General features: G+C 68.4%; 29 protein-coding genes and 1 tRNA gene. 11 read left to right on the forward strand and 19 right to left on the reverse strand.

Annotation, left to right across the window (positions count from 1 at the left end; translation table 11 throughout):
- Positions 1 to 57: 57 nt before the first annotated feature.
- Positions 58 to 1,101, reverse strand: a complete 1,044-nt coding sequence (locus ACLQ2O_RS22185; protein WP_425834349.1) for an acyl-CoA desaturase — start codon at positions 1,099 to 1,101, stop codon at positions 58 to 60.
- A gap of 123 nt (positions 1,102 to 1,224) precedes the next feature.
- Between ACLQ2O_RS22185 and ACLQ2O_RS22190 the strand changes: the two genes are divergently transcribed.
- A tRNA-Gln gene (locus ACLQ2O_RS22190) sits at positions 1,225 to 1,296 on the forward strand.
- 66 nt (positions 1,297 to 1,362) lie between these two features.
- Here the strand turns inward: ACLQ2O_RS22190 and ACLQ2O_RS22195 are convergent.
- Complete coding sequence (locus ACLQ2O_RS22195) at positions 1,363 to 1,881, reverse strand: tyrosine-type recombinase/integrase (protein WP_425834351.1); 519 nt, start codon at positions 1,879 to 1,881, stop codon at positions 1,363 to 1,365.
- 222 nt (positions 1,882 to 2,103) lie between these two features.
- On the opposite strand from ACLQ2O_RS22195, the gene ACLQ2O_RS22200 reads away from it, so the two are divergent.
- Positions 2,104 to 2,556, forward strand: coding sequence for an NUDIX hydrolase (locus tag ACLQ2O_RS22200; protein ID WP_425834353.1), 453 nt, complete (start codon positions 2,104 to 2,106; stop codon positions 2,554 to 2,556).
- Positions 2,557 to 3,534: 978 nt separating this feature from the next.
- Entirely contained in the window at positions 3,535 to 3,981 is a 447-nt protein-coding gene (locus ACLQ2O_RS22205; protein WP_425834355.1) for a hypothetical protein, read from the forward strand.
- A gap of 181 nt (positions 3,982 to 4,162) precedes the next feature.
- On the opposite strand, the gene ACLQ2O_RS22210 is transcribed toward ACLQ2O_RS22205, so the two are convergent.
- The 7 genes from ACLQ2O_RS22210 to ACLQ2O_RS22240 are packed head-to-tail and all read right to left on the reverse strand — an operon-like array spanning position 4,163 to position 7,154.
- Positions 4,163 to 4,528, reverse strand: a complete 366-nt coding sequence (locus tag ACLQ2O_RS22210; RefSeq protein ID WP_425834357.1) for a VOC family protein — start codon at positions 4,526 to 4,528, stop codon at positions 4,163 to 4,165.
- Between the two features lie 44 nt (positions 4,529 to 4,572).
- Entirely contained in the window at positions 4,573 to 4,782 is a 210-nt protein-coding gene (locus tag ACLQ2O_RS22215; RefSeq protein WP_425834359.1) for a hypothetical protein, read from the reverse strand.
- Positions 4,779 to 5,525 (reverse strand): MBL fold metallo-hydrolase, encoded by a 747-nt coding sequence (locus tag ACLQ2O_RS22220; protein ID WP_425834361.1) that lies wholly within the window; start codon positions 5,523 to 5,525, stop codon positions 4,779 to 4,781. The genes ACLQ2O_RS22215 and ACLQ2O_RS22220 overlap by 4 nt, the downstream gene beginning before the upstream one ends.
- A gap of 39 nt (positions 5,526 to 5,564) precedes the next feature.
- Positions 5,565 to 5,933 carry a hypothetical protein gene (locus ACLQ2O_RS22225; protein WP_425834363.1) on the reverse strand — a complete coding sequence of 123 codons (369 nt, stop codon included), beginning with the start codon at positions 5,931 to 5,933 and terminating at the stop codon, positions 5,565 to 5,567.
- Between the two features lie 60 nt (positions 5,934 to 5,993).
- Entirely contained in the window at positions 5,994 to 6,317 is a 324-nt protein-coding gene (locus tag ACLQ2O_RS22230) for a nucleoside triphosphate pyrophosphohydrolase family protein (RefSeq protein ID WP_425835264.1), read from the reverse strand.
- 15 nt (positions 6,318 to 6,332) lie between these two features.
- Positions 6,333 to 6,797 carry an NUDIX domain-containing protein gene (locus ACLQ2O_RS22235; RefSeq protein ID WP_425834365.1) on the reverse strand — a complete coding sequence of 155 codons (465 nt, stop codon included), beginning with the start codon at positions 6,795 to 6,797 and terminating at the stop codon, positions 6,333 to 6,335.
- Between the two features lie 36 nt (positions 6,798 to 6,833).
- Positions 6,834 to 7,154 (reverse strand): hypothetical protein, encoded by a 321-nt coding sequence (locus tag ACLQ2O_RS22240; RefSeq protein ID WP_425834367.1) that lies wholly within the window; start codon positions 7,152 to 7,154, stop codon positions 6,834 to 6,836.
- Positions 7,155 to 7,201: 47 nt separating this feature from the next.
- Between ACLQ2O_RS22240 and ACLQ2O_RS22245 the strand changes: the two genes are divergently transcribed.
- Positions 7,202 to 7,597 (forward strand): hypothetical protein, encoded by a 396-nt coding sequence (locus ACLQ2O_RS22245; protein ID WP_425834369.1) that lies wholly within the window; start codon positions 7,202 to 7,204, stop codon positions 7,595 to 7,597.
- Positions 7,598 to 7,599: 2 nt separating this feature from the next.
- Here the strand turns inward: ACLQ2O_RS22245 and ACLQ2O_RS22250 are convergent, their stop codons facing one another.
- Positions 7,600 to 8,208 (reverse strand): TetR/AcrR family transcriptional regulator, encoded by a 609-nt coding sequence (locus tag ACLQ2O_RS22250; protein ID WP_425834371.1) that lies wholly within the window; start codon positions 8,206 to 8,208, stop codon positions 7,600 to 7,602.
- 14 nt (positions 8,209 to 8,222) lie between these two features.
- Positions 8,223 to 8,687: a nuclear transport factor 2 family protein gene (locus tag ACLQ2O_RS22255; RefSeq protein WP_425834373.1), complete on the reverse strand. Its 465-nt coding sequence runs from the start codon at positions 8,685 to 8,687 to the stop codon at positions 8,223 to 8,225.
- A gap of 237 nt (positions 8,688 to 8,924) precedes the next feature.
- On the opposite strand from ACLQ2O_RS22255, the gene ACLQ2O_RS22260 reads away from it, so the two are divergent.
- Both ACLQ2O_RS22260 and ACLQ2O_RS22265 read left to right on the forward strand, forming a co-directional pair.
- Positions 8,925 to 9,704 (forward strand): ABC transporter ATP-binding protein, encoded by a 780-nt coding sequence (locus ACLQ2O_RS22260; protein ID WP_425834375.1) that lies wholly within the window; start codon positions 8,925 to 8,927, stop codon positions 9,702 to 9,704.
- 2 nt (positions 9,705 to 9,706) lie between these two features.
- On the forward strand, positions 9,707 to 12,163 hold the full coding sequence (locus ACLQ2O_RS22265; RefSeq protein ID WP_425834377.1) for an ABC transporter permease: 2,457 nt from the start codon (positions 9,707 to 9,709) through the stop codon (positions 12,161 to 12,163).
- Here the strand turns inward: ACLQ2O_RS22265 and ACLQ2O_RS22270 are convergent, their stop codons facing one another.
- Both ACLQ2O_RS22270 and ACLQ2O_RS22275 read right to left on the reverse strand, forming a co-directional pair.
- Positions 12,164 to 12,511 carry a VOC family protein gene (locus tag ACLQ2O_RS22270; protein ID WP_425834379.1) on the reverse strand — a complete coding sequence of 116 codons (348 nt, stop codon included), beginning with the start codon at positions 12,509 to 12,511 and terminating at the stop codon, positions 12,164 to 12,166.
- A complete protein-coding gene (locus tag ACLQ2O_RS22275) occupies positions 12,511 to 13,395 on the reverse strand; it encodes a methyltransferase domain-containing protein (protein WP_425834381.1) in 885 nt (294 codons plus the stop codon). The genes ACLQ2O_RS22270 and ACLQ2O_RS22275 overlap by 1 nt, the downstream gene beginning before the upstream one ends.
- 122 nt (positions 13,396 to 13,517) lie before the next feature.
- On the opposite strand from ACLQ2O_RS22275, the gene ACLQ2O_RS22280 reads away from it, so the two are divergent.
- On the forward strand, positions 13,518 to 14,015 hold the full coding sequence (locus ACLQ2O_RS22280; protein WP_425834383.1) for a MarR family winged helix-turn-helix transcriptional regulator: 498 nt from the start codon (positions 13,518 to 13,520) through the stop codon (positions 14,013 to 14,015).
- 440 nt (positions 14,016 to 14,455) lie between these two features.
- On the opposite strand, the gene ACLQ2O_RS22285 is transcribed toward ACLQ2O_RS22280, so the two are convergent.
- On the reverse strand, positions 14,456 to 16,264 hold the full coding sequence (locus ACLQ2O_RS22285) for an ABC-F family ATP-binding cassette domain-containing protein (RefSeq protein ID WP_425834385.1): 1,809 nt from the start codon (positions 16,262 to 16,264) through the stop codon (positions 14,456 to 14,458).
- A 138-nt stretch (positions 16,265 to 16,402) separates the two neighbouring features.
- Positions 16,403 to 18,370, reverse strand: a complete 1,968-nt coding sequence (locus ACLQ2O_RS22290) for a GTP-binding protein (protein WP_425835266.1) — start codon at positions 18,368 to 18,370, stop codon at positions 16,403 to 16,405.
- Positions 18,371 to 18,646: 276 nt separating this feature from the next.
- On the opposite strand from ACLQ2O_RS22290, the gene ACLQ2O_RS22295 reads away from it, so the two are divergent.
- From ACLQ2O_RS22295 to ACLQ2O_RS22305, 3 genes are all read left to right on the forward strand, one after another.
- Entirely contained in the window at positions 18,647 to 19,969 is a 1,323-nt protein-coding gene (locus ACLQ2O_RS22295) for a hypothetical protein (RefSeq protein WP_425834386.1), read from the forward strand.
- A gap of 170 nt (positions 19,970 to 20,139) precedes the next feature.
- A complete protein-coding gene (locus ACLQ2O_RS22300; protein WP_425834388.1) occupies positions 20,140 to 21,513 on the forward strand; it encodes a class I tRNA ligase family protein in 1,374 nt (457 codons plus the stop codon).
- A complete protein-coding gene (locus tag ACLQ2O_RS22305) occupies positions 21,510 to 21,878 on the forward strand; it encodes a hypothetical protein (RefSeq protein ID WP_425834390.1) in 369 nt (122 codons plus the stop codon). Before ACLQ2O_RS22300 ends, ACLQ2O_RS22305 begins: the two co-directional genes overlap by 4 nt.
- On the opposite strand, the gene ACLQ2O_RS22310 is transcribed toward ACLQ2O_RS22305, so the two are convergent.
- The 4 genes from ACLQ2O_RS22310 to ACLQ2O_RS22325 all read right to left on the reverse strand — a co-directional run bounded on the left by ACLQ2O_RS22310 (position 21,866) and on the right by ACLQ2O_RS22325 (position 25,711).
- Complete coding sequence (locus tag ACLQ2O_RS22310; RefSeq protein WP_425834392.1) at positions 21,866 to 23,296, reverse strand: alkaline phosphatase PhoX; 1,431 nt, start codon at positions 23,294 to 23,296, stop codon at positions 21,866 to 21,868. The genes ACLQ2O_RS22305 and ACLQ2O_RS22310 overlap by 13 nt on opposite strands.
- Positions 23,297 to 23,405: 109 nt before the next feature.
- The gene (locus ACLQ2O_RS22315) at positions 23,406 to 24,209 is read right to left on the reverse strand and encodes an EamA family transporter (RefSeq protein ID WP_425834394.1); all 804 of its coding nucleotides are present in this window, start codon (positions 24,207 to 24,209) and stop codon (positions 23,406 to 23,408) included.
- A gap of 226 nt (positions 24,210 to 24,435) precedes the next feature.
- Positions 24,436 to 25,074, reverse strand: a complete 639-nt coding sequence (locus ACLQ2O_RS22320) for a hypothetical protein (protein ID WP_425834396.1) — start codon at positions 25,072 to 25,074, stop codon at positions 24,436 to 24,438.
- Positions 25,075 to 25,117: 43 nt separating this feature from the next.
- On the reverse strand, positions 25,118 to 25,711 hold the full coding sequence (locus tag ACLQ2O_RS22325) for a pentapeptide repeat-containing protein (protein ID WP_425834398.1): 594 nt from the start codon (positions 25,709 to 25,711) through the stop codon (positions 25,118 to 25,120).
- Between the two features lie 74 nt (positions 25,712 to 25,785).
- Between ACLQ2O_RS22325 and ACLQ2O_RS22330 the strand changes: the two genes are divergently transcribed.
- The gene (locus ACLQ2O_RS22330; protein WP_425834400.1) at positions 25,786 to 26,568 is read left to right on the forward strand and encodes an alpha/beta fold hydrolase; all 783 of its coding nucleotides are present in this window, start codon (positions 25,786 to 25,788) and stop codon (positions 26,566 to 26,568) included.
- The last annotated feature ends 49 nt before the right edge of the window (positions 26,569 to 26,617 follow it).

The raw sequence follows: 26,617 nt of genomic DNA on the forward strand, positions 1-26,617 counted from the left end.
CCGCGCGCCGGGAGATTTCCGGGCGCGGACCGTTTTGTGACCGGGCGGGAGTCCCGCTCAGGCCGCGACCTTGGTGCGGCGGGTGCGTGCCGCTTTCTCGGCGGCCTTCTCGGCCGCCTGCTCCTCCGCGCTCACCCGGCGCGCCTCGAGCCGCTCCGGCACCGGCCAGCGCACGTCGCTGACCCAGCCGCGCTTCTCGAAGAACCAGATGCACCGCGCCGACGTGTCGAGCTGACCCTTCAGTACGCCGTGCCGCGCGCAGGTCGGGTCGGAGTGATGCAGGTTGTGCCAGGACTCGCCCTGGCTGAGAATCGCCAGCCACCAGACGTTGCCCGACTTGTCCCGGCTCTTGAACGGCCGGTCGCCGATCGTGTGGCAGATCGAGTTGATCGACCAGGTGACGTGGTGCAGCAGCGCGATCCGGACCAGGCTGGCCCAGAAGAACGCGGTCAGCGCGCCCTCGATCGACCACGACCACAGCCCGCCGATCAGCGCCGGCAGCAGCAGCGAGACGAGGACGAGGAACGGGAACAACCGCGACACCTTGACGATGTCCTTGTCCTTCAGCAGATCCGGCGCGTACTGCCGCTGCGGGGTCTGCTCGGTGTCGAACAGCCAGCCGATGTGGGCGTGCAGGAACCCCTTGGTCAACGCGCCGAGGGTGTTGCCGTACTTCCACGGGCTGTGCGGGTCGCCGTCGCGGTCGGAGAACTTGTGGTGCTTGCGGTGGTCGGCCACCCAGCGCACCACGGGCCCCTCGATCGCCAGCGAACCGGCGATCGCCAGGGCGTACTTCATCGGCCGGTTCGGCTTGAACGACTTGTGCGTGAACAACCGGTGGAACCCGATCGAGATGCCGTGCCCCGCGACCGTGTAGAACACCACCGCGATGACGATGTCACGCCACCCCAGGAAGCCGCCCCAGGCGATCGGTACGGCGGCCAGCACCGCCAGGAAGGGGATCCCGATGAACAGCGCCAGCGCGACCTGTTCCCAGACGTGCTTCCGCTCACCCCCGAGAGTTCCGGTGTCGACGTCGAGCTCGTCGGCCTGATCGGCGCGGGTGGGCGCCTCCGGTGCTGCCACGGCGGGTGGAGTCATGTCGTGTTCCCTCAGGTGGAGGACGGCTTACCTACGCAACCGTAACCTACGGAGCCGTAGGTAAGGAACCCCTACGCGTGTCGTGCGCCCCACCCATGGCAAACTGTCCGAACGCACCAGCGGTCCCCCGTGGGGTAATCGGCAGCCCGCGAGACTTTGAATCTCGAAGACCAGGATCGAAACCTGGCGGGGGAGCAGCGCAAAACCCCGGCTCGGGATACTCAGAGCCGGGGTTTTGCTAACGCTTTTGCTAACAGGGTCCTACTCCCCCGCATCAGCGTCGCCCTCCGAACGCTCGGACTGGTCGTCACCGTCCACAGCGGTCGCGAAGGTGTTAGCAGCCTCGTCTGCATGCTGGCGGATCACGTGCGCGTAAACCCGGAGGGTGATCGCGGGGTCATCGTGGCCGAGACGTTCCGCGACGACGTGGACCGGGACGCCGGCGATCAAGAGCAGGGTGGCGTGCACATGCCGCAGGTCATGGAGCCGAGCGGGCGGGAGCGGATGCGCGGGCCGAGGAAGCTCCTGCCGTGGGGTCCGCCGAGTACCTGGGACTGCCGGTTCGTTGTATTGCCGAATCAGTACGGCGATGAGGTTCGTGACTGTGTCTATGTCTGGTGGCACAGGCCGCCCAAGGCCAGTGGTGAACACGTAGTCCTCGCCGAACCAGGCATCCCCCGCCATCTCTTGTTCGGCCTCCTGACGCGCAAGGTGCTCGCGCAGAATCGTCAGCGTTCGCTTGTCAAGGCGCGCCTTCGGCGCGCGGCGCGGCGTGCGCATGCGGCCTCCGGCCCTTCACCGCCGCGCCCGCTCTCGGTTGTCTTTCCTGAATGCCAACGACATCGCCTCCGGCGGGGGCATCACGACTCCGGGATGACGGGACCGATTTGGCCGGCTATGTCGGAGTGGGGTCGGGGTGCGTCTTCCCGTCTGCCGTTCAGCCCAGTCAGGACCTATCAGGACGCGAGCCAAGGTGACCGTGCCGTGTGCCACCATCGCCGGATGGCAGAGGAGGACAAGCTTGACCGTGTTCAACGGCTCGGTGCCTACGCAGCATGTGTGAACGAGGACGGCGCCATTTTGCTATCCCGGTTCGAGGCGCCAGATCTGCGGTGGGGACCGCCTGGTGGTGGGGTCGACCACGGCGAGCACCCGGCAGATGGAGTTGTTCGCGAAGTCTCCGAGGAGACCGGGTATGACGTCAGGGTCGTTCGATTGCTCGGTGTCTACTCGAATGTCTGGCGTAGCCCGGACGCCGAGATCCATGCAACGAGCCTCGTCTACGAGGTAGCCCTAGTGGGCGGAACCCTGCGCCACGAGATCGGCGGCAGCTCTGACCAAGCAGCATGGCTATCCCTCAGCTCGGTGCCGGACCTGCATCACACCCCTCTCTTGGATGTCACGCTCGATCTGCTCGGGCGTCGTCCTCCCGAGGGCCGCAGCGCGCTCGGCTAGCCAGAGAAGTTGATCCGAGTCAGGGCCGGAGTTGCTAACGGGCTTGCTAACAGCATCCTCGGATCGGCCCGGACGATCCTGGACAATCCGTTGGATCGGTATCCGCGTCCAAGCGCGGAGTGGTCAGCGGTGGACGGGTTGAACTCGGTCACGGATCAGAAGGCTCACCGCCGTTGTCACGTGCGTTTCGTCCGTGGCGGCCAGGCGGCCCGGCTGAGAAATGCCGACGCAGGGATCCAACCACCGTGCTGGTGGTGCCTTCGACGGTCCATCCCCTCCGGTCGGGTAAACGAACTCGCTGACCAGGAACACGAGTACACAAGGAATCGCCAGCCAGTCGGACTCCAGACCGATCCCGCCGACCAGGCCACGACACCGCGATCAGCCACCCGACGTGACGATGTAGGACGGCAGACGCCCACAGCGCGCGCAATGTCAAGCCGACTGTGATCACGACCAACAGCAGCAGCTCGTAGTTCATCCCAGCCCTCCTGCCTTGGCCTGAGCGTACCGACGCCACCGCTCTTGCTAACGGATTTGCTAACAAACGGTGTGGATCGGAGTGGACGACCAGGTGCGAGCCGGGCCGGGATCACGCTCAGGCCGGGGTGGGCAGATGCCTCGCGTGGACCGGTGCGGACGGGTCTGCGGCAACTTTGAATCTCGAAGACCAGGATCGAAACCTGGCGGGGGAGCAAGTTCAGGTTCTTTGGGTGGAGGTTCTCATCCCACGCGGTGCTACGCCCCTCCTTCGTCGCGCGCTACGCGCCGCTCCCGCCCGCCCTGAGTGTGGGTGCGCGTGCTTGCGCGCGCTTCCTATGCGCTGCCGCGCTGAGGTGCCGCGCTACCGCGCGGAGTACGCGCTTGTCGCGCGAGTGCACTGCTGGGGTGCCGTCCTCGCCGGTGGCCAGCAGCAGAACGCTTCCGGGGCGGGTGTGGTGACTGCGAACGACCTGCCACCAGGACAGAATCAGCAAAGTGACCACGCCGCCGACCTATGTCAGATTCCAGAGCCCCGTTCCCGACCGCTTGGGCCGCCGGATCGGAATCTTCGGACTTGTCAACATGCTCGGCAACCGGCAACTTCTCACAGCGGACGAAGAGCACTTCCGCCGCACGACCAACGCCTGGTACGACTCGACCTACGTGAATCCGGCGAGCGTCGATTCCACCGTGTATGACCCGGACATCAACCCGCACGCCACTGCCTGGTTCATCCCGACAGCCCAACATCTGATGGACCCAATCCCCGGCTACCTGGCCATCCTCGCCGCGCACAACCTGCCTTGTGAGCGCTACGTCTCGTCGGACCCTGGCCGGATCATCTCCAAAGATGCCCACCAAGTCGTCGTAATACCCCACGAATCCGAGACGCCCGATCAACCAACAACAACGATGTGGTTGCCTCCAGTCCCGGCAAGCTGACTTCGGGGCCTGTGATATCGCCGCTCGCCTGGTCCACGTCTCCGATGAGGACGGCGGCGGCGTCTCGACCAGTGCGACAACGGCCGGTGGCCGCCATCGATTGTTGTCGTACGACTGACGTCAATTGTCACCGCTGACGCCGTACAACGCGTCAGTCGTGACAATCGGCGTCATCGGACATCTACTCCTTCGGGGAACCCGCGAACACCCGGAGCACATGTCCGTCCGGGTCGGCGACGCGGAACTCGCCGTCGCCGCCCGCGTGGGGCATCAGGACCTCGGCTCCATGCGCGACGAGTCGGTCGTACAGCGCAGCAGGCTCGCTCATGAACAGCGCGAGCCAGGTGCCGGACTGCCCCTGGCCGTTCACGCAGAGGTAGATCTCGTGCTCGTCCCAGCGGATGATGCCGAAGTCAGCCGGCTCTCCGAAGGTGCCCAGGAGCTCGAAGTCGAGGACCTCTGTGGAGAACCTGATGCTGGCCTGCAGATCGGAGACGTTCAGGATCGGGTTGATGTGGACGAGGGCACCGCCTGTCGGACCCGGCATGATCTGGCTCCTTCAGAGTCGAGCTTGCTGAACATCGGAACGCGCTACTTCGGATACGGCGGATCAGCGAGTGTCGGCTTCGGTGGAACCGCCTGTACGACGTACAGCCCAAGGATCACGAGGGCCGCGGGAAGAAGCTCGATCGCGATGAGCGTGAGGTGCGACGAGCCCGGCAACAGCCCCTCGCCCAGGTAAGCCACTCCTGCGCAGCATGCCGCGCCCAGGTTGGCCGGCCAGAGCCATCGGGTGGTCATCCGGCGGACTCGAGGTTCGATTGGTGGGGGCCGGCGAGCCACTCCTGGGCCAGGCGGGCGTCGACCGGGTCCTCGCCTCGGCGGAGTGCGTCGACGTACGCACGGTCGGCGGTGAGGCGGGCTGTGATCTCGGGGCCCTGGGCAACGGTTCCGTGGCCGGGGATCAGGACGTCGGCGTGCTGGGCCGCCTCGACGAGCTGGTCGAGGGCGGTGTCGTACGCGCTCAGCTGACCAGGGCGGCGAGGGTCGAGGAGAGGGATCAGTACGTCGGACAGCATGTCGCCCGCGATCAGGACGCCGCGGTCGGCGAGGAGGAGCGCGGCGTGGCCGATGGCGTGCGCGTCGTGCTCGATGAGTTCGCCAGGCACCGGTCCCCCGTCGGCGGGCAGCGGGGTGAGGAGCCCGATCAGTTCGAGCGGGATGTCCGCCGCGCTCTCCGCCGCCATCGCCTGCGCCCGCTCCCGGGCTCCGCCGGCGACTTCGGCGCAGCCGGCGGTCGCGTAGCGCGGCACGTCGCCGTACCGGGAATGCCACAGCAGGTGATCCCAGTGCGGATGCGTCGAGAACCCGGCAACCACCGGAACGCCCAGCCGATCCACCTCATCGGCAAGCTCGTTCAGGTCGGCGCCGGAAATGCCCGGATCGACCAGGACGAGCCCGTTCTCCCCGCGTACGACGACGGCGTTGCTCCAGACCCACTCGCTCTGCCGGACCCAGACACCGTCAGCCACCTCGTTCAGCATCTGCTCACTGTGGCAGGAGCCGGCGCGAGGTTCGACAGGTCAGCTGGGTTCAGGCGTGGCGTCCCACTCGATGTAGTCGGGCTCCGGGTCGACGGGGAAGCGGACGGCGTTGATGGTTGGTGAGCCGTCGAGCCAGGCCCGGGAGATTCGGTGGCCGCCGTCCATCAGGCGGCCGTCGGACGAGAGAATCACCGGGTGCCGGAGGTCGGCCTTCTCGATGCGGCCGGCGTGCTGGGCGACCATGCGGCAGGTGACCGGGCCGTCGCCGAACCAGCAGTTCTCGTCGAACTCGCGGATGTCGTCGATCGGCACGGACTCGACCGGCAGGCCTTCCGCGAGCTTCCAGAGGCGTTCGGTCAGGAAGACGGCGCGGCCGCCGGGCACGGGGCGTGAGTGGGTTTCGGGCATCGCACCATCGTCACCGACGCCGGTGGGCCGGTCGAAGGCTTTTCGTGGAGGACGCGCGAGCTAACGGTTGTCGCCGCTGCCGCCGAGCACCGCGCGCTGCTGCCGGTCCGCGAGCTTCGCGATGTTGAGTTGCGCGACGTCGTCCAGCGGGATGTCGAAGTGGTCGGCGATCACCGCGACGTACCAGAGCGTGTCCCCGAGCTCCTTCGCGAGATCCTCGACGTCCCACTGCGAGAAGTCGCTGCCCTTGTCCCGCACGATCTTCTTCGCCTTCTCGGCGATCTCACCCGTCTCCCCTACCAGCCCGAGCAGCAGGTGAAACAGCTCGTTGAACTTGTCCTTCGGCGCAGCAGTACGAAGTGCGGCCAGCTGATACTCGTTCATCTCCACGGCGTCACCCTAAGCCGCCTTCAGCAGGTCGGTCAGCTGTGGTTTGACGTCAGCCGGGTACAGGCCGAGCTCGTCGAACTCGGCGGGCTCTGCCCAGATCAGTTCGAAGTTGTTGTCCGGTCCCTGGGCCTCCGCCTCCGGGCCGGAGAGCAGCGGCGTGCCGGTGACGTCGGCCATCAGGAAGTACGACGCCGGCCGGCCGTTGTGCTTGCCGGTCCACAGCAGGCGGTCGATGCGGGCCGTCAGCGTGGTCTCCTCGGTCAGCTCACGGAGCGCGGTCACCTCGGCTGTCTCGCCTTCCTCGACGTGACCGCCAGGCAGTACGGCGTACTGATGGCCAGGACAATCGGGGCCGTCCCCGCCGGCGGCCTCGCACATGACGCAGGCGCTGCCGGGCTTGTGCCGCAGGTAGCGCTTGATCAGCAGTGCTCGACGACCGTTCACGACGACGGCCGCTGCCCGTGGAATCACCATGCGCAGAAGGCTGCCAGGCGCCACCGATAGAACTGGCTAGCGGCGATGCGTGAGGGCTGTCAGGAGGACGGCCAGCGCGACGCCTCCGGCGACGAAGGTCCGCGGCTTGTGGAGGACGGCTCGGTCGCCTTCGCTGCTCAGGACGGACCAGCGGGAGCGGGCCGAGAGGGCCGAGCCGACGGACAGGACCGACCCCGCGGAGAACGCGGACAGGGTGGAGCCGACGGAGCCGATCGACAGTGCGGAGCCGACCGAGCCGAGGCTGAGGACCGAGCCGGCTGATCCGATCGACAGGACCGAGTCGCGGCTCGCGATCGACAGGAACGAGTTTTCCGACCACAACGAGAGGGCCTTCACAGCGCGAGTGTGGCACAGGCCCGCGGGTGATACCTAGGCTCTGACGTATGACGGTCAAGGACTCAGCTGGGATGCCCACCGAGCGCGCCTGGTACAAGTTGAAGGACGTCCCCGAGGGCGCTGTCCTCTACGAGTCCGACCTGCGGATACAGGTCTGGGCCTACACCGTGACCCACAGCCAGCTGCTCCTCCGCGGCGACACCGGCAGCGGCCGGGTGGACCTGCTGTTCAAGAGCGTCGACGCGATGACCATCGGCACCTCGTACGACGGCCTGACGGTCCGCCGCTCCCCCACCGGCCTGCACCTCGAGACCCAGGGCCGCACCGACCACGTCGTCGCGCACGCGTTCGGGTGGCTCGTGGACGACGGGGACCTGCGAATGCCGAGCGCGTTGGCCGCGTACGCGTCGGCGACCGACCCGGACCGGGTGTTCGGCCTCTGACCTCACCCCCGCGGGGCGAGGGCACTGAGGATGAGCTCCCGTGCCGCCTGCACCGTGGCGTTGAACGTGGACGGGTCCCGCCCGATGCGTTCGGCGCCGGCTCGCATGGCGCCGGACAGGAGTTCCACCACGAGCCGCACGTCGCCGACGTCGCGGAACTCTCCGTTGGCGACGCCGTCGCGGACGACCTTCTCGACCCCGACCACGATCGCGTGGAACGGGCCGTCCGGGCCCTTCGGGACCTCGGCGACCGGTAGGCCGGAGCCTGGGCGGAACATCAGTTGCAGGGACTGGTCCGTGGACGACTCCAGGACCACGTCGATGATGTCGCGCAGCCGGTTCGTGGCTGGGTCCGCCGTCCGGGCGACGATCGCGGCGACCCGCTCGACGGTGGGACGGCTCGCTCGTTGGGTCAGCGCGAGGACGAGCGCGCCCTTGTCGGCGGCGTAGTTGTACAGCGTGTTGCGTGCGAGCCCGGCCCGGGCCGCGATGTGGCCCATGGTGATCGAGTCGTAGTCGCGTTCGAGCAGCAGCTGCCGCATCGCCTCGGCGAGGTCGGCCCACACCAGCTCGTGGTGCTGCTCGATGCTGGCTCCCCGGATCCGCGGCATGCAGGCATCCTTCCCTACCGGTTCCCGAGCGCAGCGCCCGACAGCTGCGGGTTCTCCTGGTACGCCGAGGTGAGCTTGACGCTGCTGAGGCGCCAGCCGTCCGCCGTACGGACTGCTTCGTTGTCGTAGAAGCCGACCACCAGCCAGTAGTTGGGTCCGCCGGCGGCGACGTCGGCGGGGAGCCAGTGCTCGGCCCGCACGTGCGCGTGGATCGTCGCGCGGTCGCCGTCGATCGTGACGACGGGACCGGTGATCGCGTGGTGGGTCGCCACGTACGGCGCGAAGGCCGCGCGCAGGGTCTCGACGTACTCGCCGAGCGGCACGGTCGTCGGCGGGATGTCGGCGACGGACCCGAAGTCGAGCGTCAGCGGGTCGGTGAAGACGAGACCGGGGAGGTCGGTGAACTCCTTCAGGTCCGCGATGTCGGCGTACCGGCCGAGCAGTTCGATCAGGTCGGCGCGATCGGTGAGCGTGTCCATGGTCGATCCCTTCATCCAGGTTTACGACTACCTGTCGTAAACAATACGACGAAACGTCGCAAAACCCAAGAGCATCGATCGATCCAGGAAAACTGTTGTGGAAGGCAAACACCACCGGCGTACGACCAGAGTCGTACGGCGACTCCATGCCGTGGTCCGACGAGATGCCGGCCGGGGATCACTAACTTCTGGAGGGTGGCGGGAACACCCCCGCCGACAAGCCCCCGGAGGACACCGATGACCATCCAGACCGGCGAGCTCCCGCTCGGCCGTTTGCCGCAGGACGCCGCCGCCAGGACCGCGATCCGGGCCCACGAGCTCCGGAAGATCTACGGGCAGGGCGACACCGCGGTGGCCGCGCTCGACGGGGTCTCGGTCGACTTCGGCGTCGGGCGGTTCACCGCGATCATGGGGCCGTCGGGTTCCGGCAAGTCGACGCTGATGCACTGCCTCGCGGGCCTCGACACCCCGACCAGCGGCCAGGTGCTGCTCGGCGAGACCGAGCTGACCACGCTCCCGGACGCCGAGCTGACCCGGATCCGCCGGGACCGGATCGGGTTCGTGTTCCAGTCGTTCAACCTGCTCCCGATGCTCTCGGCGAAGGACAACATCCTGCTGCCGCTCGAGCTCGGCAGCCGCAAGCCCGACCAGCAGTGGCTCAGCACGCTGGTCGACGTACTGGGTCTGCAGGACCGCCTCACGCACCGCCCGTCGGAGCTGTCCGGTGGTCAGCAGCAGCGCGTCGCCGTCGCCCGCGCTCTGGTCGGCCGCCCGGAGGTCGTCTTCGCCGACGAGCCGACAGGCAACCTGGACTCCCGCTCCGGCGCCGAGGTCCTCGGGTTCCTGCGCCGCAGCGTCCGCGAGTTCGGCCAGACCGTCGTGATGGTCACCCACGACCCGCTCGCTGCCTCGTACGCCGACCGCGTGGTCCTGCTCGCCGACGGCAAGCTGGCCGGCGAGCTGCTGGACCCGACGCCGGAGACCGTGCTCGGCGCCCTGCGGCAGCTGGGGGCCTGACCGTGCGACGCTCCATTCTCTCCTCGCTGCGCGCCCATCTGGGCCGCCTGGTCGCCGCCTGCCTGGCGATCGTGCTGGGGGTCGGTTTCGGCACCCTGGCCCTGACCGTGCACGCGTCGGCGTCGCACGGGATCGACGAGACGATCGGCAAGGCGAACGCCGGCGCGGACGCCGTCGTCGACAGCGGCGAGCGCTCGATCGAGGCCAAGGACGTTGCCGCGATCCAGAAGGTCCCGCAGGCGGCGTCGGTCGTGGTCGACACCGGCGCGTACCTGCAGATCCAGTGGGCCGGCCAGGTCCGTCCGGGCTACCTCAGCGTCAAGGCGCTCTACGACACCTCGAAGATCGCCGGCCCCACGGCCAGCCAGGGCCGCCTGCCGGACAGCGCACTCGAGATCGCACTGCCGGCCCGGACGGCCGAGAAGAACAAGGTGGCCGTCGGCAACAAGCTCCAGCTCAGCTCGTACGACGACAAGCGCTGGACCGTCACCGTGGTCGGCATCCTCGACGACTCCACCAGCTTCGGGACCGGTGACGCCGTCGCGACCGCGCAGTCGGTGAAGATCTTCGAGCCGCAGAGCTACGTCAACCGCGTCAAGGTCAGCGCCCAGCCCGGGACCGACCAGGCCGCGCTCGCCGCCGCGGTGTCCGCGGCCGTGCCCGGCCTGCAGGTCTACACCGGTACGGCGTGGATCGACCACGAGGTGAAGAGCTTCACCAACGGTATCGACGTCCTCGGCGGCGTGTTCGGCATGTTCGCCGTGATCGCCCTGTTCGTCGCCTGCCTGGTGATCGCGAACACCTTCACGATCGTGATCGCCCAGCGCACCCGCGAGATGGCGCTGCTGCGCTGCGTCGGCGCGTCCCGCCGGCAGGTGTTCTCCTCCGTTCTGGCCGAGGCGTCGGTGGTCGGCCTGGTCGCCTCCGCGATCGGTGTGGTGGTCGGGGTCGCGCTGTCCGCGCTCGGCCTGGCGCTGTCGCGGGAGTTCGACCTGGAACTGCCGCCGATCAGCCTGCACCTCGACCTGGTGTCGATCTTCGCGCCGCTGCTGCTCGGTACCGTCGCGACCGTCCTGGCCGCGATCGTCCCGGCCCGCCGGGCCACGAAGGTCTCCCCGCTGGCGGCGCTGCGTCCGGCCGATGCCCTGGGGGCGGCCTCGAAGCGTGGCGTCGTACGGATCGTGCTCGGTTTCCTGATGCTCGCCGGTGGCGGACTGTTGCTGGCGGCAAGCGCTTCGACCGCGCAGGTCGTCATCGGTGTGGCCGGCGGCGTGCTCTCCTTCATCGGTGTCCTGGCGCTCGGTTCGCTGCTGGTCCCGGCGCTGGTCCGGCTGCTCGGCGCGCTTCCGGCCCGCAAGGGCGGCGTACCGGCCCGGATCGCGGTCGCGAACGCGGTCCGCAACCCACGCCGTACGGCGGCCACGACGTCCGCGTTGCTGATCGGTGTCACGCTGATCAGCCTGACCTGCGTCGGGATCGCGTCGGTCCGCAAGACGTTCGACGTGACGATGGACGGCGAGTACCCGGTCGACCTGACCGTCCGGACGTACGAGGAGAAGCTGCCGGCCAGCGCCGAGCAGCAACTGCGAGACATCAAGGGCATCACCCAGGTCGTCCCGGTCCGGACCGTCGAGGTGAAGCAGGGTGAGCAGACGCTGACCATCACAGGCATCGACCAGGCACGGGCCGGCTCGGTCATCCACGACCCGCAGCTGGTCAGCCAGTTGCGGCCGGGTGTCGCGCTGCTCGACCGGCCGACGATGAACATGCTCGACCTCACCGACGGCGCGGACGTCACACTTGTTGCTGCCGGCCACAAGGTCACGCTGAAGGCCCACCAGGCAGGCGGTCTGGACCCGATCACGATCACGCAGACCGACCTGCAGAAGCTCGCACCGGCCGCCGCGGTGTCCGGGTTCTGGCTCGCCAGCGACCCCAAGGCGGACGGTCCCGAGGTGATCGACGCGGTGCAGCAGTCACTGCCGACGATCAAGGTGCTGAACGTCGACGGCGGTCTGGCCGAACGCAGCAGCTACACGCAGATCTTCGACGTACTGCTGATCGTTGCCGTCGGCCTGCTCGGGGTGTCGGTGCTGATCGCACTCGTTGGCGTCGGCAACACCCTCAGCCTGTCGGTGCTGGAACGCACCCGGGAGAACGCGTTGCTCAGGGCAATGGGTCTGACCCGGCGCCAGCTGCGCGGGATGCTCGCGGTCGAGTCGTTGCTGATGGCACTGGTCGCGGCCGGTCTCGGGATCTTCCTCGGCCTGGTCTACGGCTGGACCGGTACGGCGGCACTGATGAGCTCGCAGACCGACGGCAAGGTCCAGTACGCCGTACCGGTGACGCTGCTGGTCACGATCGCGCTGGTCGCGGCGATCGCCGGTCTGCTCGCCTCGGTCCTCCCTGCGCGCCGCGCGGCCAAGGTCGCTCCGGCAGGAGCCCTCGCCACCGAGTAGTCACACGATCTCCACCCGATTCCCGTGGCCGTCGGCGGTGTGGAACCGCCGGCGGCCCGGGATCGTTTCGTTGTCCCAGGTCACCGGAAACCCGAGCCCCTCGAGCTTCGCCGCGAGGGCGTCCAGGTCGTCGACCGCGAAGGCCGGGTGCGCCTTCCGGGCCGGGCGGAAGTCCTGCTCGACGCCGACGTGGAGCTCGGCCGGACCTTCCTTGAACCAGCACCCACCCCTTGCCGCGAGCAACGGTGGCTTGGCGATCTCGGTCAGGCCGAGCGCGTCGCGGTAGAACGCGCGGGCGACGTCCTCGCCGCCGGGCGGGCAGGAGACCTGGACGTGGTCGAGGCGCATCACGCCTCCTTCTGGGCGACGGCGAAGATCCGGCGGAACGGCAGCAGCGTGCCGAAGTCCCGTTGCGGGTAGGCCTCCGCCAGGCGCGCGCCGTACTCGGCCTCGAACTCCGTCCGCAGCTCGTCCGGCAGCGACTGCAGCACCGGCCGGGCGCCGGTCCCCTTCACCCATTCCAGGACGGCGTTGTCGCCGGCGAGGAGATGGTTGTACGTCGTCTCCCACGCGTCGACCCGGCAACCGAGGGCGCTCAGCGCCTCGATGTAGCCGGCCGGTCCGGGGACGTCGGGGCGCAGCGACCGGCCGGCGGCGTGCTCGGCGTACGGCGGGCGGTTGGCCAGTTCGCGCAGGATCGCGTGCGAAGGCGCGTCGCCGTTGCCCGGGATCTGGATCGCGAGCCAGCCGCCCGGCCGGAGCGCGCGGACGAACCCCGGCAGCAGGTCGAGCTGCTCGGGGATCCACTGCAGGGTCGCGTTCGTGACGATCACGTCGACGGAACCGGGCGGGATCGACCAGTCCAGGAGATCGGCGACCTCGAAGGTCAGCCGGTCGGCGACGGCCGGGTCGGACCGCAGCTTCTCGGCCGCGGCGATCATCTCGGGCGAGCTGTCGACCCCACGGACCGTTGCCGTGGGCCACCGATCGAGCAGGCTGATGGTGAGAGCGCCTGGACCACACCCGAGATCGAGTACGACGGGGCCGGGCTCGCTCGCACCCGCGCCGGCCGGATCGCCGGCACCCGCCCGATCGCCCGCCGTACCGGCCGGATCGCCGGCCTCTTCGCCGCGGACCGGGCCGATCCTGCGGACCAGGTCGGCGAAGGGACGGGCCCGCTCCTCCGGGTACTTGCCGTACTGCTGCGGGCTCCACACCGGCGAGTTGCGCATCCTGGCTCCTTCGTTCAGCGATCTTCCGACCGGATCTCTTGACGTCGAGATACTTTACGAGCAGACACATTACGCTTGGTACTTGTCTTGATGTCAAGAGTCTTGACGGATACTCTCGAACCATGAAGGACGAGGTCGACCGGCTGGTCGAGGCCTGGCGCCGCGAGCGACCCGATCTCGACGTGGCACCGATGGAGGTGCTGTCCCGGGTCACCCGCCTGGCGCGGCACCTGGATCGCGCCCGCAGTCACGCCTTCGCGACCCACGGGCTGGAGTCCTGGGAGTTCGACGTACTGGCAGCACTGCGGCGCGCGGGCGCGCCGTACCAGCTCTCCCCCGGCCGGCTGCTCAAGGAAACCCTTGTCACGTCAGGCACGATGACGAACCGGGTCGACCGCCTGACCGCGCGCGGTCTGGTCGAACGCCTCCCCGACCCCGCCGACCGCCGGGGCGTCCTGGTCCAGCTCACCACCGCCGGCCGCGACGCCGTCGACGCCGCGCTCGCCGACCTGCTCGCGCACGAGCGCACCCTGCTGTCCGCGGTCACCGACCGGGACCAGGCCAAACTCGCCCGGCTGCTGCGCGAACTGGTCGGCCCGTTCGACCAGGAAACACACTGACGCAGGCCCGCGGAAACCGCGCCGAATTGTGCCGGAATAATCCGAAAAGACGGCGCGTCACTTAATACCCGCACCGATCGTTGCTAGTTGCAACCGGATCGTGAAGGTGCTGTAGCAGACGACTGTCGACACTGAGTCACCATGCGCACTAAGGTCCTCACTGTCGGTACGTTCTCGGCTACGTATCGTTGCGAACAAGGTGTCTTTCGGCGGCAAGAGGTGGTTCGCCGAAGGAGGTCGATGGTGTCCGGGGCTCGGGGCCCGGACAACGTTGACCACAACGGGACCCGCTCACCCCAGTGATCGCGGCGTACCTCCCAATCACAGGGGATGGGAGATACGCCGCGATTCACGTGGCCGAAACATTTGATCATGTATACATTATTCGAATAGAACGTTAAACCGCTGGTTCTGACGAGTTGTCGGCAAACTCGGCGCTGTCAGCTCTCCGCGCGTTCGGCGGCTTCCAGCCAGGCCAGTTCGAGCTCTTCGCGTTCGTCCTTGAGCTTGCGGAGGTCGGTGTCGAGCTCGGCGAGGCGGCCGTAGTCGCAGGCGTGGGTGGCCAGCTGGTCGTGGAGCTTCTTCTCCGTGCCGGCGAGCTTCGACAGCTGGCGTTCGATGCGGTTGAGGTCCTTCTTGGCCGCACGGGCCACGGCCGCGTCGACGGGGGCGGCGGCCGGCGTACTGGCTTCCACCACCGGAGCGACAGCCGCGCCAGGAGTGGACCGGCGAGCAGGGCCGCCGGACTCGATCTCGTCCAGGTACTGCTCGACGCCACGCGGGAGGTGCCGGACCGTGCCGTCGCCCATGATCGTGTAGACCATGTCGCTGACGCGTTCGAGGAAGTACCGGTCGTGGGTGACGACCACGACGACGCCCGGCCAGCTGTCGAGGAAGTCCTCCAGCACGGTGAGGGTTTCGACGTCCAGGTCGTTGGTCGGTTCGTCGAGGATCAGCACGTTCGGCTCGTCCAGCAGGATGCGCAGGAGCTGCAGCCGGCGGCGCTCGCCACCCGACAGGTCGTTGATCCGCGTGGTCAGCTTGTCGCCGGTGAAGCCGAAGCGTTCCAGCAGCTGCGACGACGTCATCTCACCGCTGTGCCCGGCGAGTGCCGCCGTCCGGCGAATGTCCGTGATGTGCGCGAGCACGGTCGACTGACCGTCGACCTCGTGCAGCGTCTGCGAGAGGTTCGCGACCCGTACCGTCTTGCCCTGCTTGACCAGCCCCGAGTCCGGTACGAGCTGACCGGTCAGCACCTTCAGGAACGTCGTCTTGCCGGCACCGTTCGGCCCGAGCAGCCCGATCCGGTCGGCCGGGCCGAGCCGGAACGTGACGTGGTCGAGCATCACCCGGTCGCCGAACGCCAGGCTCACGTCCTCCGCGTCGAACACGTCCTTGCCCAGCCTCGACGTCGCCAGCAACGACAGCGCGAGCTTGTCCCGCGGGGCCGGCTCGTTCTCGATCAGCGCGTTCGCCGCGTCGATCCGGAACTTCGGCTTCGAGGTCCGCGCCGGCGCACCGCGCCGCAACCAGGCCAGCTCCTTCTTCAGCAGGTTCTGCCGCTTGCCTTCCATCACCTGCTCGGCGCGCGAACGCTCGGCCTTGGCCAGCACGTACGCCGCGTAACCACCCTCGTACGACGAGATGCGCCCGTTCTGCACCTCCCACGTCTCGGTGCAGACCGCGTCGAGGAACCACCGGTCGTGCGTCACCACGATCAGCGCGCCGGCCCGGTCCACCACGTGCGCGGCGAGCCAGTTGACCGCCTCGATGTCCAGGTGGTTGGTCGGCTCGTCCAAAACCAGCAGGTCGACGTCGGTCAGCAGCAGCCGCGCCAGCGAGGTCCGGCGGCGCTCACCACCGCTCAGCGTGCCGATCAGTGCTTCGTGGTCGATCTCGCCGAGCAGGTGCTCCATCACGGAACGCGCCCGCGGGTCGGCCGCCCAGGTGTAGGTCTCGACGTCACCGAGCACGGCCTTGCTGACCGTGAGCTCGGGGTCGAGGTCGTCGGTCTGGCCGAGGTACCCCAGCCGGAGGTCGCGGTTCTGGGTGACGCGGCCGTCGTCCGGCTCCAGCCGGCGGGCGAGGAGCTGCAGCAGCGTCGACTTGCCGTCCCCGTTCCGCCCGACCACTCCGACCCGGTCGCCGCGGCCGACGCCGAGGCTCACCTTGTCGAGCAGGATGCGGGTTCCGAAGCCTTTGGAGACGGCTTCGAGGTTGACCAAGTTCGGTGCAGGGGTGGCAGCCATAACCGGACCAGCCTACGGGATCGCCCCAGGGGTTCCGGTACCGAGCGACAGGACATCTCCCGGATTTGGCCGTCCACCGAGCGTGGACAACGCTCACCGGCCGACAGGACGCGGTACACCTCCTGTCGGCCGGTACCGCTACTGCTGGTTGAGGTGGAGCAGGTACTCCTTCAGGTTCAGCGGGTTGCCGTCTGTTCGGGCTCGGGTGGGCGGCGTGCCGGGGACCGGGCGGTAGGAGTCGAAGGTGGTGAGCAGGATGCCTTCGCCGTGGGTGAGGCCGGGGAGCTGCGACTCGAAGGTGTGTACCCGGCCGGCTGGGATCAGGCCGGTGAGTTGGGCGTGGTCGGCGTCGATCTGACTGGTCTCGAGGGTCGCGTGGGACTCGGCGAGGCGGCCGAGGACCGGTGCGACGGCGTCGGGCGGGAGGTCGAGCTCGAAGTGGTTCACCGGTTCGACGACCGTCGTACCGGCTCGGGCGAGCGCCTCCATCAGGACGACCGGGACGAGTCGCCGGAAGTCCGTGCCGGTCGACGTCGCCGCGTCGTACCCGCTCCGGACCAGGTCGACCCGTACGTCGTCAACCTCCCAGCCGTGCAGCCCCTGTCGCACCGTCTGCCGGACGGTCTCCTCGATCGCGGTGTGGTACGCCCGGATGAGTCCGCCCAGCTCGACCTCGAGCCGGTAGTCGAGGCCTGTCCCGGGCGGGGCGGGCGAGACGCGGAAGCCGACGGTCGCGACCCACGGGTTGCCGGGCGCACCCATCTCCCGTACGGCGGAACCGGCGCCGAGCGCGCGTTCCTGGTGGATCGGACGGGTCTGGTCGAACGTGACGTCCAGGCCGTACTCGTCGGCGAGCAGGCTGGCGATCACTTCCTTCTGCACCTCGCCGTACAGGCTGACCGAGATCTCCTCGTCCTTGCGGACCCGGATCAGCGGATCCTGCTCGGCGAGCTGCTGGAGCGCCTGGAACAGCTTGATCCGGTCGCCGGCGCGGACGACGGTCTCCAGTGTCGGCGGAGCGAACAGCTGCCCACCCCGATCGCTCGGCGCACCGAGCTGATCGCCGATCCGGACCTCCTTCAGTCCACGCAGGGCGACGATCCGCCCAGCCTCCACGGCCTCCACCCGCTCGGTCTCCCCCTGGGAGAAGAGAAGAAGAGAGGAGGGTTTGGTGGAGTACGTCGCCCCCGAAGGCGAGCCGCCTCCGGCGGCCGCCGAGGCGGGAGTCGTGGCGGGTGTCGCAGGCGGGCGCCCGCTGCGGTGGACCGTGATCTGCTCGCGCGAACGCAGCGTTCCCGCGAACACCCGGGCCGAGGCGATCTTCTCCCCCGCCGGCCCGCGTTCGACCTTGAACACCGAGGCTTGCAAAGGATCCCCGGGCGATCCAGTGGCTCGGGGCAACAGCGTGGCAATGCCTTCGATCACCTCCGGTACGCCGTCGCCGGTGATCGCCGAGCCGAAGAAGACCGGGTGCACCGCTGCCCGCCCGACCTGATCGGTCAGCTCGGCCAGCTGGTCCTCGGAAGTCAGCTCGTCGGCCAAGTACCGCGCGAGATACTTGTCATTGCGTTCGGCAAGTAGTTCGTCGACCTGCGGCGACCCCACCGGAAACCGCTCGAAGGCTGCACTTCGCGTGCCCAGGTCGGTGACCGCCCCGAGCGGGATCGCGGCCGGCGTCAGCAACCGCCGTACATCGCCCAGCAACGAGTCGTACCGGGCGCCCATCCGGTCGATCTTGTTCACGAACAGCAGCGTCGGGATCCGCAGCCGCTGCAGAGTCCGCATCAACAGTCGCGTCTGGACCTGAACGCCCTCGACGGCGGACAGCACCAGGACGGCGCCGTCCAGCACCGAAAGCGCGCGTTCGACCTCGGCGATGAAGTCGGAGTGGCCCGGGGTGTCGATCAGGTTGACCGTCACCCCGGCGAGCTCGAACGACACCACCGCGGAGCGGATGGTGATGCCGCGGCGGCGTTCGAGGTCCATCGTGTCGGTGCGGGTGCTGCCCGCGTCGACGCTGCCGACGCGGTCGATCACGCCGGCGGTGTGCAGCAGCCGTTCGGTCAGGCTGGTCTTGCCGGCGTCAACATGCGCCAAAATTCCCATCGTGAGTGTGCTCAAAGGTCCTCATGCTGGTCTCGATCCGTTGGGTGGAGACGGGGCGGATCGAAAGTCGGCGCATCAGGGAGCTCCTTCACGGGGGCAAGACAAACGTTTGACGAGCGTAACGCCGCGGCAACGTCGGCCGCAGGTGGTTTTCCGACCCCTTTCACAGTGCCTGTCGCGACAAGTACTCTGCGGCCCACACGGCCGCCCAGGTCTTGTTTGAAACACTTCGCGGAACAAGGGTTCTCGGGCGTCGTGGACACGAGGAGTTCCCCGATGTCTTTGACGGACGACTATCTCCGCGCGGCCGCCGATCGTGGCCCCAAAGCCAGCGCTGTACTCGCCGCCGCGGCCCCCGAGCTCGATGCCACCACCTACCTCGGCCGGTGCCTGAGCCGGCCGACCTTCCTGGAGGCCGCGCCGTACCGGCAGCTGGTCGCGGACCTCGACCTGCTGCACTCGGCCCTGACCCGGCTGCCCGAGCGCGTCTTCGGCGGCGATCTCGCCGAGTTCGCCCGGACCGTGGGGATGGCCGAGCCGCAGATCGAGGCGATCACGCGCGGCCGCGGTCCCGCGCCGAGCCGGATGGGCCGCGCGGACCTGTACCGCGACGCCGACGGCTTCCACCTGCTGGAGATCAACCTCGGCAGCACGGTCGGCGGCGTCGACAACCCGGTGCTGAACGCGGCGATGATCGAGCACCCGTTCATCGCCGAGTTCGTCGCCGAGAACGACCTGTCGTACGCCGAGACGATGACCGAGGTCGTCCGGACGATCGTCACCGAGGCGAAGGTGCCGACCGGCGTCCGCCCGGTGATGGCGATCGCGGACTTCCCCGACAGCTACCCCGACCTGGAACGCCAGCTGCACAAGAGCGCGGAGATGCTCGCACCGCTCGGTATCGACGCGATCCCCTGCCCGGTCGACGCTCTCGAGTACCGCGACGACCGGATCTGGCTGGGCGACCGCGCGATCGACGTGGTGTTCCGGCTGTTCATGATCGAGGACGTGCTCAAGCCGGGCGCGGTCGAGCTGCTCGAGCCCGTGCTGCAGGCGGCCGAGCGTGGGCACGTCTCGATCTTCACCCCGCTGGACGCCGAGCTGTACGGCAGCAAGGGCGCGCTCGCGCTGCTGTCCGACGAGGCCTACCGCGACCGCTATCCGGCCGACGAGCTCGCCGTGCTGGACCGGATCCTGCCGTGGACGCGGATGGTCCGCAGCGGCCCCGTCACCGTTGACGGCGTACAGACAGACCTCGAGGAGTACGCGCTCGCGAACCGCGAGGAGCTCGTCCTCAAGCCGACCGCGTTGCACGGCGGCGACGGCGTACTGCTCGGTTGGCTGACCGACGACGAGACCTGGACCACCAAGATTCGCGAGGCGATGGACAACCCGTGGGTCCTGCAGCGCCGGATCCGGCCGATCCCGGAGGTGTTCCCGACCGACGACGGCAGCGAGGAGTGGCTGCTGACCTGGGGAGCGTTCCTGGTCGCCGACGGTCTCGGCGGCTTCCTGATCCGCGGTTCGCAGGAGCTGGACGGCGGCGTTGTCAACATGGCGACCGGCGCGACGGCGACCTGCTGCTTCCACCAGCGCTGATCCGCAAACAAACGAACGTTTCAGAATTCGACCCCGGAAACCCTTGTTCTCAAGGGTTTTCCGTCTCGCCGTGGGTGCGAGCACGGGAGTAACGTCGCGGACTGCGACCGGCCCGGTGGCAACAGTCACCGGGCCGGCACAGCCCACCGGCCTCCCCTGGATGGAGTCGCATGAGCACCTCGACGAGAACCGGCGCCACCGTTGTCATCGTCCCGCCGGCGACCGCGAACGGACCGCTGCACGTCGGGCACCTGTCCGGCCCGTACCTGGCCGCCGACATCGCCGCCCGGGCCGCCCGCGCCCGCGGCGAACGCGTCGTCACGACCGCCGGCTTCGACGTGCACCAGAACTGGGTGCTGACCCGCGCCGAGAACGAAGGTGTCGACGTCGAGAAGCTCGCGGCGTCGTACCGGAACGAGATCGTCGCCGCACTCGACGCGGCCCGGATCCAGTACGACGTGTTCCTGAACCCGCAGAGCTCGTCGTACCAGCACGGCGTCACGACGCTCGCCGCCGACCTGACCGAGGCGGGGCGGTTTCCCCTGCGGGAGTTGACGTTGCTGGCCTGCGCGGACTGCGATCGCACGCTGCATCAGTCGTACGTCGTGGGTGAGTGCGCGTGGTGCGGCGCCGAGGCCGCGGGCGGTGGTTGCGAAGGCTGCGGCGGCTACACGTCGGCCGAGAACCTGGTCGACCCCAAGTGCAACCGGTGCGGTGGCGAACCCCGCCCGTTCCTCGCCACCGTACCGGTGCTGCCGATGGAGGACTACCGCGACGAGCTGGTCGAGATCTGGCTGCGCGCCGAACTGCCGGACCGCGCGCGCCGGATCGTCTCGCACTACCTGGAGTACCCGCTGCCCGACGTACCGATTGCCTACCCGACGAACTGGGGACTGCGCGGCACCGGGCCGCACGAGGGCCTGCGGCTCGAGGTGTACGCCGAGGTCGGGCTCAGCACCGTGTACGGCGTCGCGCAGTCGCTGCGACCCGGCGCGCTCGGGTTGGAGGCGACAGCGGAGGCGTGGTCCGAGGTCGCGTCGCTGTGGCACTTCAACGGGATCGACAACGGGTTCTACTTCGCGCTGTTCTGGCCGGCCGTGTACCTGGCCGCGGGAGTGCCTGCGGACGCGATCGGTGGGGCGCAGGTCAACGAGTTCTACACGTTGGACGGGGAGAAGTTCTCGACCAGCCGCAACCACGCGATCTGGGCGAACGACTTCCTCACCGACGAGGACGTCGACATCGTCCGGCTCTACCTGGCGTGGGACCGGCCGGACCGGTTCGCGAGCGACTTCACGCTGTCGGCGTACCGGGAGTTCGAGGCGTACGTGCGGCCGCTGCTGGACAAGGCGCGCGACTCGGGACCGGACGCCTCCGACGCGACGCTGCCGGCGACCTTGGCCGCCGCCGACGTCACGCGCGGGATGGCGGCACTGGGGCCGCGGCGGTTCGACCCGGCGCTCGCCGTACGGGCTGTGCTGACCGGCATGGCCGCGAGTGCGCCGGGCGTCGAGGCGCTGCTCTCGATCCTGACCGGCCGATGAGCATCGAGTACGACGGCCGCGTGTTCCGCCCGCTGCACAACCCGCCGGGCTCGCCGACCGGGCTCTACCGGCAGCGCGGGAACCTGATCTGGGCCGAGTTCGGCGGCGGGCGGCTGCACTTCGGGCGGCTGGTCGGGACCTGCGACGAGACCGGGACCATCACCGCGACGTACTGCCAGCTCGCGACCGACGGATCGGTCACCGCCGGCAGCCTGACGAGCGTGCCCGGCCGGACCGCCGAGGGAGTGCTCACGCTCACCGAGCACTGGCACCGCCTCGACGGCTCGACCGGGATCTCGGTGATCGAGGAGGTCGACGCCACGCTGGCGCCGCCCTCCCCCGACACCGTCGCTCAGCCCAGGTAGTCGCGCCAGGGGCCGGTGATCGCGAGCGTCAGCCCCGGCGTCTGGATGTTGACGAACAGCACCTTGCCGTCGTCGGAGAACGTCGGGCCGGTGAACTCCGAGTCGTTCAGCATGTTGCGAGCGATCGCGTACGTCGGACCGCCGGGCGTCGAGCTCAGCACGTGGCTGCTCGCGTTGCCGTCCTCGGCGAGCACCAGCGAACCCCACGGGGTGACGGTCACGTTGTCCGGGCTGTCGAAGTTGTAGTCGACGTAACGCGCCTCGGGGCCGAGGTCGGCGGCGTCGTTGCTCGGGAAGTACGTGACCAGCTGGATGGTCTTGGCCTCGTAGTTGTAGAACCAGACCATGCCGTCGTGCGGGACCGCGTCGGCCGGGAGGTCCGTCGTACCGGCTTCGGCGTAGGAGTTGACGACGTACACGCCGTCACGGGTGCCGTAGACGCCCTCGAACTTCTTGCCACGGGTGACCTGCGCGTCGGTCACCTGCTTGCGGACCGACACCGAGACCGCGTCCCGGTCGGGCACCTTCACCCAGGCGACGCGGAACGGACGCAGCAGCTGGGCCGAGGTCAGGTAGGCGACGTCCGGGATCGGCTTGCCGTCGTCCCCGAGGATGGCCATCGCCTCGAGCGTGCCGAAGCCGACGTCGGCCAGGTCCTTCCAGGACTTCGAGCTGAGCCGGTAGCCGCGCGGGGCGCTCCACCGGTAGAACAGCCCGTTCGGGCCGGAGGCGTCCTCGGACAGGTAGATGTGCTGCCGGTCCTGGTCGATCGCGAGCGCCTCGTGCGCGTACCGGCCGAGCGCCTTCAGCGGGACCGGGTGCGCGGTCCTGCCGTCGCCCCACACCTCGAAGACGTACCCGTGGTCCTTCAGGCGGGTCGTGCCGTTCGCCTTGTTCTCGGTCTCCTCGCACGTCATCCAGGTACCCCACGGCGTCGGGCCGCCCGCGCAGTTGGTGAGGGTGCCGGAGATGCCGACCCACTCGCCGCGGTTCTTGCCGGTGCGGTCGACCGAGATGACCGTGCAGCCGCCGGCCGAGCCGACGCCCGCGTCGTACACGGTGCCCTTGACGGGCGGTACGCCGAGCGGGTCGTTGGCGCCGACCTCGTGGTTCTGGATCAGCAGGTAGTCGCGCCCGTCGTCGAACACGGCGGTCCCGTCGTGCAGCCCCGGCGTCACCTGACCGGTCTTCAGCTTGGTCTCACCGGCGCGGGTGACGACCGTGTACCTGAACCCCGGCGGCAGCGCCAGCACACCCTTCGGGTCGTCCATCAACGGCGGGAACGGCTTGTGCTGGGGGAACGGCCCACGCCGCTCCCCCGGCGAGGCCTCGGCCAGCGAAGGCACAGCCCCCACCGCGGCAAACCCGACCCCACCGACAGCAGCTCCACGTAGTACAGCCCGACGATCCAACGACATGACGACCCTCCCTGAAAACCCGGCTGGCGCCCCCAACGCCCTGATGGGCCGATCCTCGCGACGTAGATCGGCCACCAGGCAAACTCCACCTGAACAACTCGGCGGTCTGTTACTCGCGGCGGGCTTGGAGAAGCACGGCCAGGAGAAGGGTTGCCGCGCCGATCAGGCTGAGCGTGGTCAGCCGCTCGTGGAACGCGAGTACGCCGATGGCGGTCGCCAGGAGCGGTTCGATCAGCGCGATGACGGCGGCGGTGGACGCGCGGATCGTTCGGAGGCCGGTGTAGAAGAGCGCGTAGGCGAGCGCGGTCGGCACGAGACCGAAGTACGCGAGCACGGGCCAACTGGCCGGCGCCGGGACGATGTCACCCGCGAACGGCAACAGGACTATCGCCCCGACGATGAAACCTAGCGAGGCGCTGACGACTGGATCCTGCTGGTCGCGATTGAGCAGCGTGGTCAGCGCGTAGCCGGCCCCTGACAGCAACGCGAAAACGACACCCGCCGTCGACGCGTCGCCACCCCCGCCGTCGGAGACAAGCAGAGCCAACCCCAGTACGGCGAGCAGCAAGGTGCCGGTAATGCGCTCACGAGCGCCCAGAGCGATGAAGAGCGGGCCAACCCCGAGCGAGATGACAGTCGAGACGCCGACGCCGAGACGCGGGATGGCCGCGAAGTAACCAAGCTGGCAAACAGCCAGGCCCACCCCACTGAGCAGATACCGCGCCGGCGCCGCGCTGAACTGCCGAACCAGCGGCCCGCGCCTCAACAACCGACAGGCCACCACCAACCAGACGGCGCCCCCGAACAGCCGCCAAAACGAAACCGCCGTCGACCCAAGCCCGCTGCTTCGAAACAGCAACGCCCCGGCAGCACCACCGGTACCCCAGGCGATCCCCGCCAGGGCGACGTACAAAAAACCACGCGCCGACGACGGCGCAAGACGATGAAACACCAGACACTCCAGAGTGCTCGCAGGAACAGACAGGCATCTGCGAACAGCCCGAAGAAGCCCAGGGGTCAGCCCCCTGAGCGCGTTGAACCGGCCGTCCGCTAAGCGGCGGCCGGCGGAGCAATAAGGTGTCTCACACCCGCGACCTTAACAACACCCCGCCTTGCCCATGAACCGGTTTTCCCCGGCTTCAGTCGGTCCTCGCCCGGCCGCCGTCGAGAAGCCGCCGAACCGACTCAGGAACCTTGAGAGCAGGCGCTTCCACCCGTCGGTCCGAGATCGCACGCCGCAGCAGCGTCCCGTTGACCGCTGCGCTGTCGAGATCGGCGATGGTCGCCTGAAGGCGTGCGTCCTGCTGCCGCGCGACCATGGTCGCGAGCTGCACCTCGATCGGCACCGTCGGGACACGCTGTCCTCGGCAATCCACAGCCTCTCGCTCGAGCCACACCAGCGGCGAGCGGGTCTCCAGCATCAAGCCGGCAACGTCAGGCGCATCAATATGTGCCAGCTCGACCTTGACCCCACCGATCATCCATTTACCAAAGGTCCACCGCTCCCCCGCATGCTCAAACCGAAGCACCGGCTCAACCGCCGTACTGACCCAGTCAGCCGGGTCGTCAACCTCACCCAGCGGCCCCTCCGGCGTCGGCAAAACCGCCGCAGCCCGTTCCACGTCGACCGCATCACGCACGGCAATGTCGATGTCCCCCGGCACAACCCCCACCCCATGAAGCGCCGTCGCCGCACTACCAACAAGCATCCACTCGATGCGTTCGCCATTCAGCCTCTCGGCAACCCACGCCAAGACTTCAACCCACGAGGCACTCATACCCGCTGACGCTAACGTCACCCACCGACAAGCCGTCGCCGAATCAGTACCGGCCGTCGACGGTGATCCCCAGATCTGCCACCAGGGCCGCCGCCAGCTGATCCACCTGCTCAGCAGCGACCGTCACACCCCGCAGCGACTCCACACCCCGTACGCCGCTCAGCAGATTCCCACGCAGGTCGGCTCCTCGGAGGTCACACCCATCGAACTCCATGCCCTCCAGCCGACACGACTCCACGGCCACCGTTCGCCACCGCCCACCGACGACACTCGCCTCGGTCAACGTGCAGTTCACGAACGTCACCGGCCCCACCACGTCGACCTGCCGAAAACTCGCATAATCCAACCGGCAGTCCTCGAAAAGAACATTCCCCAGACTGCCGTCACTCCACGCAAGCCCACTCAGCTTGCACCCCGTGAACCTCGTCCGCTCGACCTTGACCCCACTCCACCGAGCCGAGGAAAGATCCACCCGCTCGAACACCACGCCACCAACCGCACGGCGATCCCATTCCGCCCGCTGCCACTGCGCCCCGACAACCCGCACACCCCGAAGCTCGTCACCCTCACCGGCCGACTCATCCAACTCGTCCGAGGGCAACATGACCCGCACATCCCGAACAACCCGAAACTCCACAACGCTCCTTCTACCAGGCCTCGGATCTGATTCGACGCGGCGACGCAGGTTTACACAGCCGTACGATCGACCTCATGGCGGCTACCCATTTCGATGTTGGCGGTTACAAGCTGGCAGCAGAGATTACCGGTGACGGCTCGCCCACCGTGGTCTTCAGCTCCGGATCAGGGGATGCCGGTGAGGCATGGGACGCGACGATCGCGGCCCTTACGGTTCCGACCAGGCTGTTGACCTATGCGCGCGCCGGCATCGGCTTGAGTGAGGCGCGGCCGGATCCGAGGCCACGATCGTTTGGCGATGCCGCTGACGAACTTCGCCGACTGTTGGAAGCGACCGGGCTCCCGGGCCCTTACGTCCTTGTTGGGCACTCCATTGGAGCAATCGTCGCCCAACTGTTCGCGGCTCGCTGGCCGGACAAGCTCGCCGGGCTCGTGCTGGTCGATCCGGGCGACGTCCGGCTCTGGCTTGAGATCGAGACGCCAAAGCTTCTGGTGGCCGACGGTGATCGCGAAAGCCATATGTCGTTCGACGTGAAGCTCGGTGCCGAGGAGGCCGCAGAGAGCCGGCGACACCTTGAGATCCCGAGTGTTGTTGTCAGCAGCCGAATCGGCAGGTGGCTCGACTCGAAGACTCCGCATCTCTGGGAGCCCTTCACCCTCGAAGCGCTGGACGAACGCTGGCAGCGGTATCACGGTGAACTTGCCGCCGATCTCGGCGGCGAGCGGAGGATTGCGCAGGTCGGCGGACACTACGTGCAGAACGACGAACCGGAACTGGTTGCGGGTGCGATTGCGGAAGTCATCCGATCAGGGGAGCTACTTGCTCGACCGCTATCTGATGATCTAGTACGGCGTTAGCACCTGGCATCCCGGGTTCCTCAGTCGTCGCACTGAGCCCAGCCCGGGA

The sequence above is a fragment of the Kribbella sp. DT2 genome (assembly GCF_049844575.1).
GTDB lineage: Bacteria > Actinomycetota > Actinomycetes > Propionibacteriales > Kribbellaceae > Kribbella.

Excerpts from the sequence above, each read along its gene's own strand:
- ACLQ2O_RS22185 (WP_425834349.1), bottom strand. The coding sequence starts at position 1,101 with ATGACTCCACCCGCCGTGGCAGCACCGGAGGCGCCCACCCGCGCCGAT.
- ACLQ2O_RS22195 (WP_425834351.1), bottom strand. The coding sequence starts at position 1,881 with ATGCGCACGCCGCGCCGCGCGCCGAAGGCGCGCCTTGACAAGCGAACG.
- ACLQ2O_RS22200 (WP_425834353.1), top strand. The coding sequence starts at position 2,104 with ATGGCAGAGGAGGACAAGCTTGACCGTGTTCAACGGCTCGGTGCCTAC.
- ACLQ2O_RS22210 (WP_425834357.1), bottom strand. The coding sequence starts at position 4,528 with ATGCCGGGTCCGACAGGCGGTGCCCTCGTCCACATCAACCCGATCCTG.
- ACLQ2O_RS22215 (WP_425834359.1), bottom strand. The coding sequence starts at position 4,782 with ATGACCACCCGATGGCTCTGGCCGGCCAACCTGGGCGCGGCATGCTGC.
- ACLQ2O_RS22220 (WP_425834361.1), bottom strand. The coding sequence starts at position 5,525 with ATGCTGAACGAGGTGGCTGACGGTGTCTGGGTCCGGCAGAGCGAGTGG.
- ACLQ2O_RS22225 (WP_425834363.1), bottom strand. The coding sequence starts at position 5,933 with ATGCCCGAAACCCACTCACGCCCCGTGCCCGGCGGCCGCGCCGTCTTC.
- ACLQ2O_RS22230 (WP_425835264.1), bottom strand. The coding sequence starts at position 6,317 with ATGAACGAGTATCAGCTGGCCGCACTTCGTACTGCTGCGCCGAAGGAC.
- ACLQ2O_RS22235 (WP_425834365.1), bottom strand. The coding sequence starts at position 6,797 with ATGGTGATTCCACGGGCAGCGGCCGTCGTCGTGAACGGTCGTCGAGCA.
- ACLQ2O_RS22245 (WP_425834369.1), top strand. The coding sequence starts at position 7,202 with ATGACGGTCAAGGACTCAGCTGGGATGCCCACCGAGCGCGCCTGGTAC.
- ACLQ2O_RS22250 (WP_425834371.1), bottom strand. The coding sequence starts at position 8,208 with ATGCCGCGGATCCGGGGAGCCAGCATCGAGCAGCACCACGAGCTGGTG.
- ACLQ2O_RS22255 (WP_425834373.1), bottom strand. The coding sequence starts at position 8,687 with ATGGACACGCTCACCGATCGCGCCGACCTGATCGAACTGCTCGGCCGG.
- ACLQ2O_RS22260 (WP_425834375.1), top strand. The coding sequence starts at position 8,925 with ATGACCATCCAGACCGGCGAGCTCCCGCTCGGCCGTTTGCCGCAGGAC.
- ACLQ2O_RS22270 (WP_425834379.1), bottom strand. The coding sequence starts at position 12,511 with ATGCGCCTCGACCACGTCCAGGTCTCCTGCCCGCCCGGCGGCGAGGAC.
- ACLQ2O_RS22275 (WP_425834381.1), bottom strand. The coding sequence starts at position 13,395 with ATGCGCAACTCGCCGGTGTGGAGCCCGCAGCAGTACGGCAAGTACCCG.
- ACLQ2O_RS22280 (WP_425834383.1), top strand. The coding sequence starts at position 13,518 with ATGAAGGACGAGGTCGACCGGCTGGTCGAGGCCTGGCGCCGCGAGCGA.
- ACLQ2O_RS22285 (WP_425834385.1), bottom strand. The coding sequence starts at position 16,264 with ATGGCTGCCACCCCTGCACCGAACTTGGTCAACCTCGAAGCCGTCTCC.
- ACLQ2O_RS22290 (WP_425835266.1), bottom strand. The coding sequence starts at position 18,370 with ATGGGAATTTTGGCGCATGTTGACGCCGGCAAGACCAGCCTGACCGAA.
- ACLQ2O_RS22295 (WP_425834386.1), top strand. The coding sequence starts at position 18,647 with ATGTCTTTGACGGACGACTATCTCCGCGCGGCCGCCGATCGTGGCCCC.
- ACLQ2O_RS22300 (WP_425834388.1), top strand. The coding sequence starts at position 20,140 with ATGAGCACCTCGACGAGAACCGGCGCCACCGTTGTCATCGTCCCGCCG.
- ACLQ2O_RS22305 (WP_425834390.1), top strand. The coding sequence starts at position 21,510 with ATGAGCATCGAGTACGACGGCCGCGTGTTCCGCCCGCTGCACAACCCG.
- ACLQ2O_RS22310 (WP_425834392.1), bottom strand. The coding sequence starts at position 23,296 with ATGTCGTTGGATCGTCGGGCTGTACTACGTGGAGCTGCTGTCGGTGGG.
- ACLQ2O_RS22320 (WP_425834396.1), bottom strand. The coding sequence starts at position 25,074 with ATGAGTGCCTCGTGGGTTGAAGTCTTGGCGTGGGTTGCCGAGAGGCTG.
- ACLQ2O_RS22330 (WP_425834400.1), top strand. The coding sequence starts at position 25,786 with ATGGCGGCTACCCATTTCGATGTTGGCGGTTACAAGCTGGCAGCAGAG.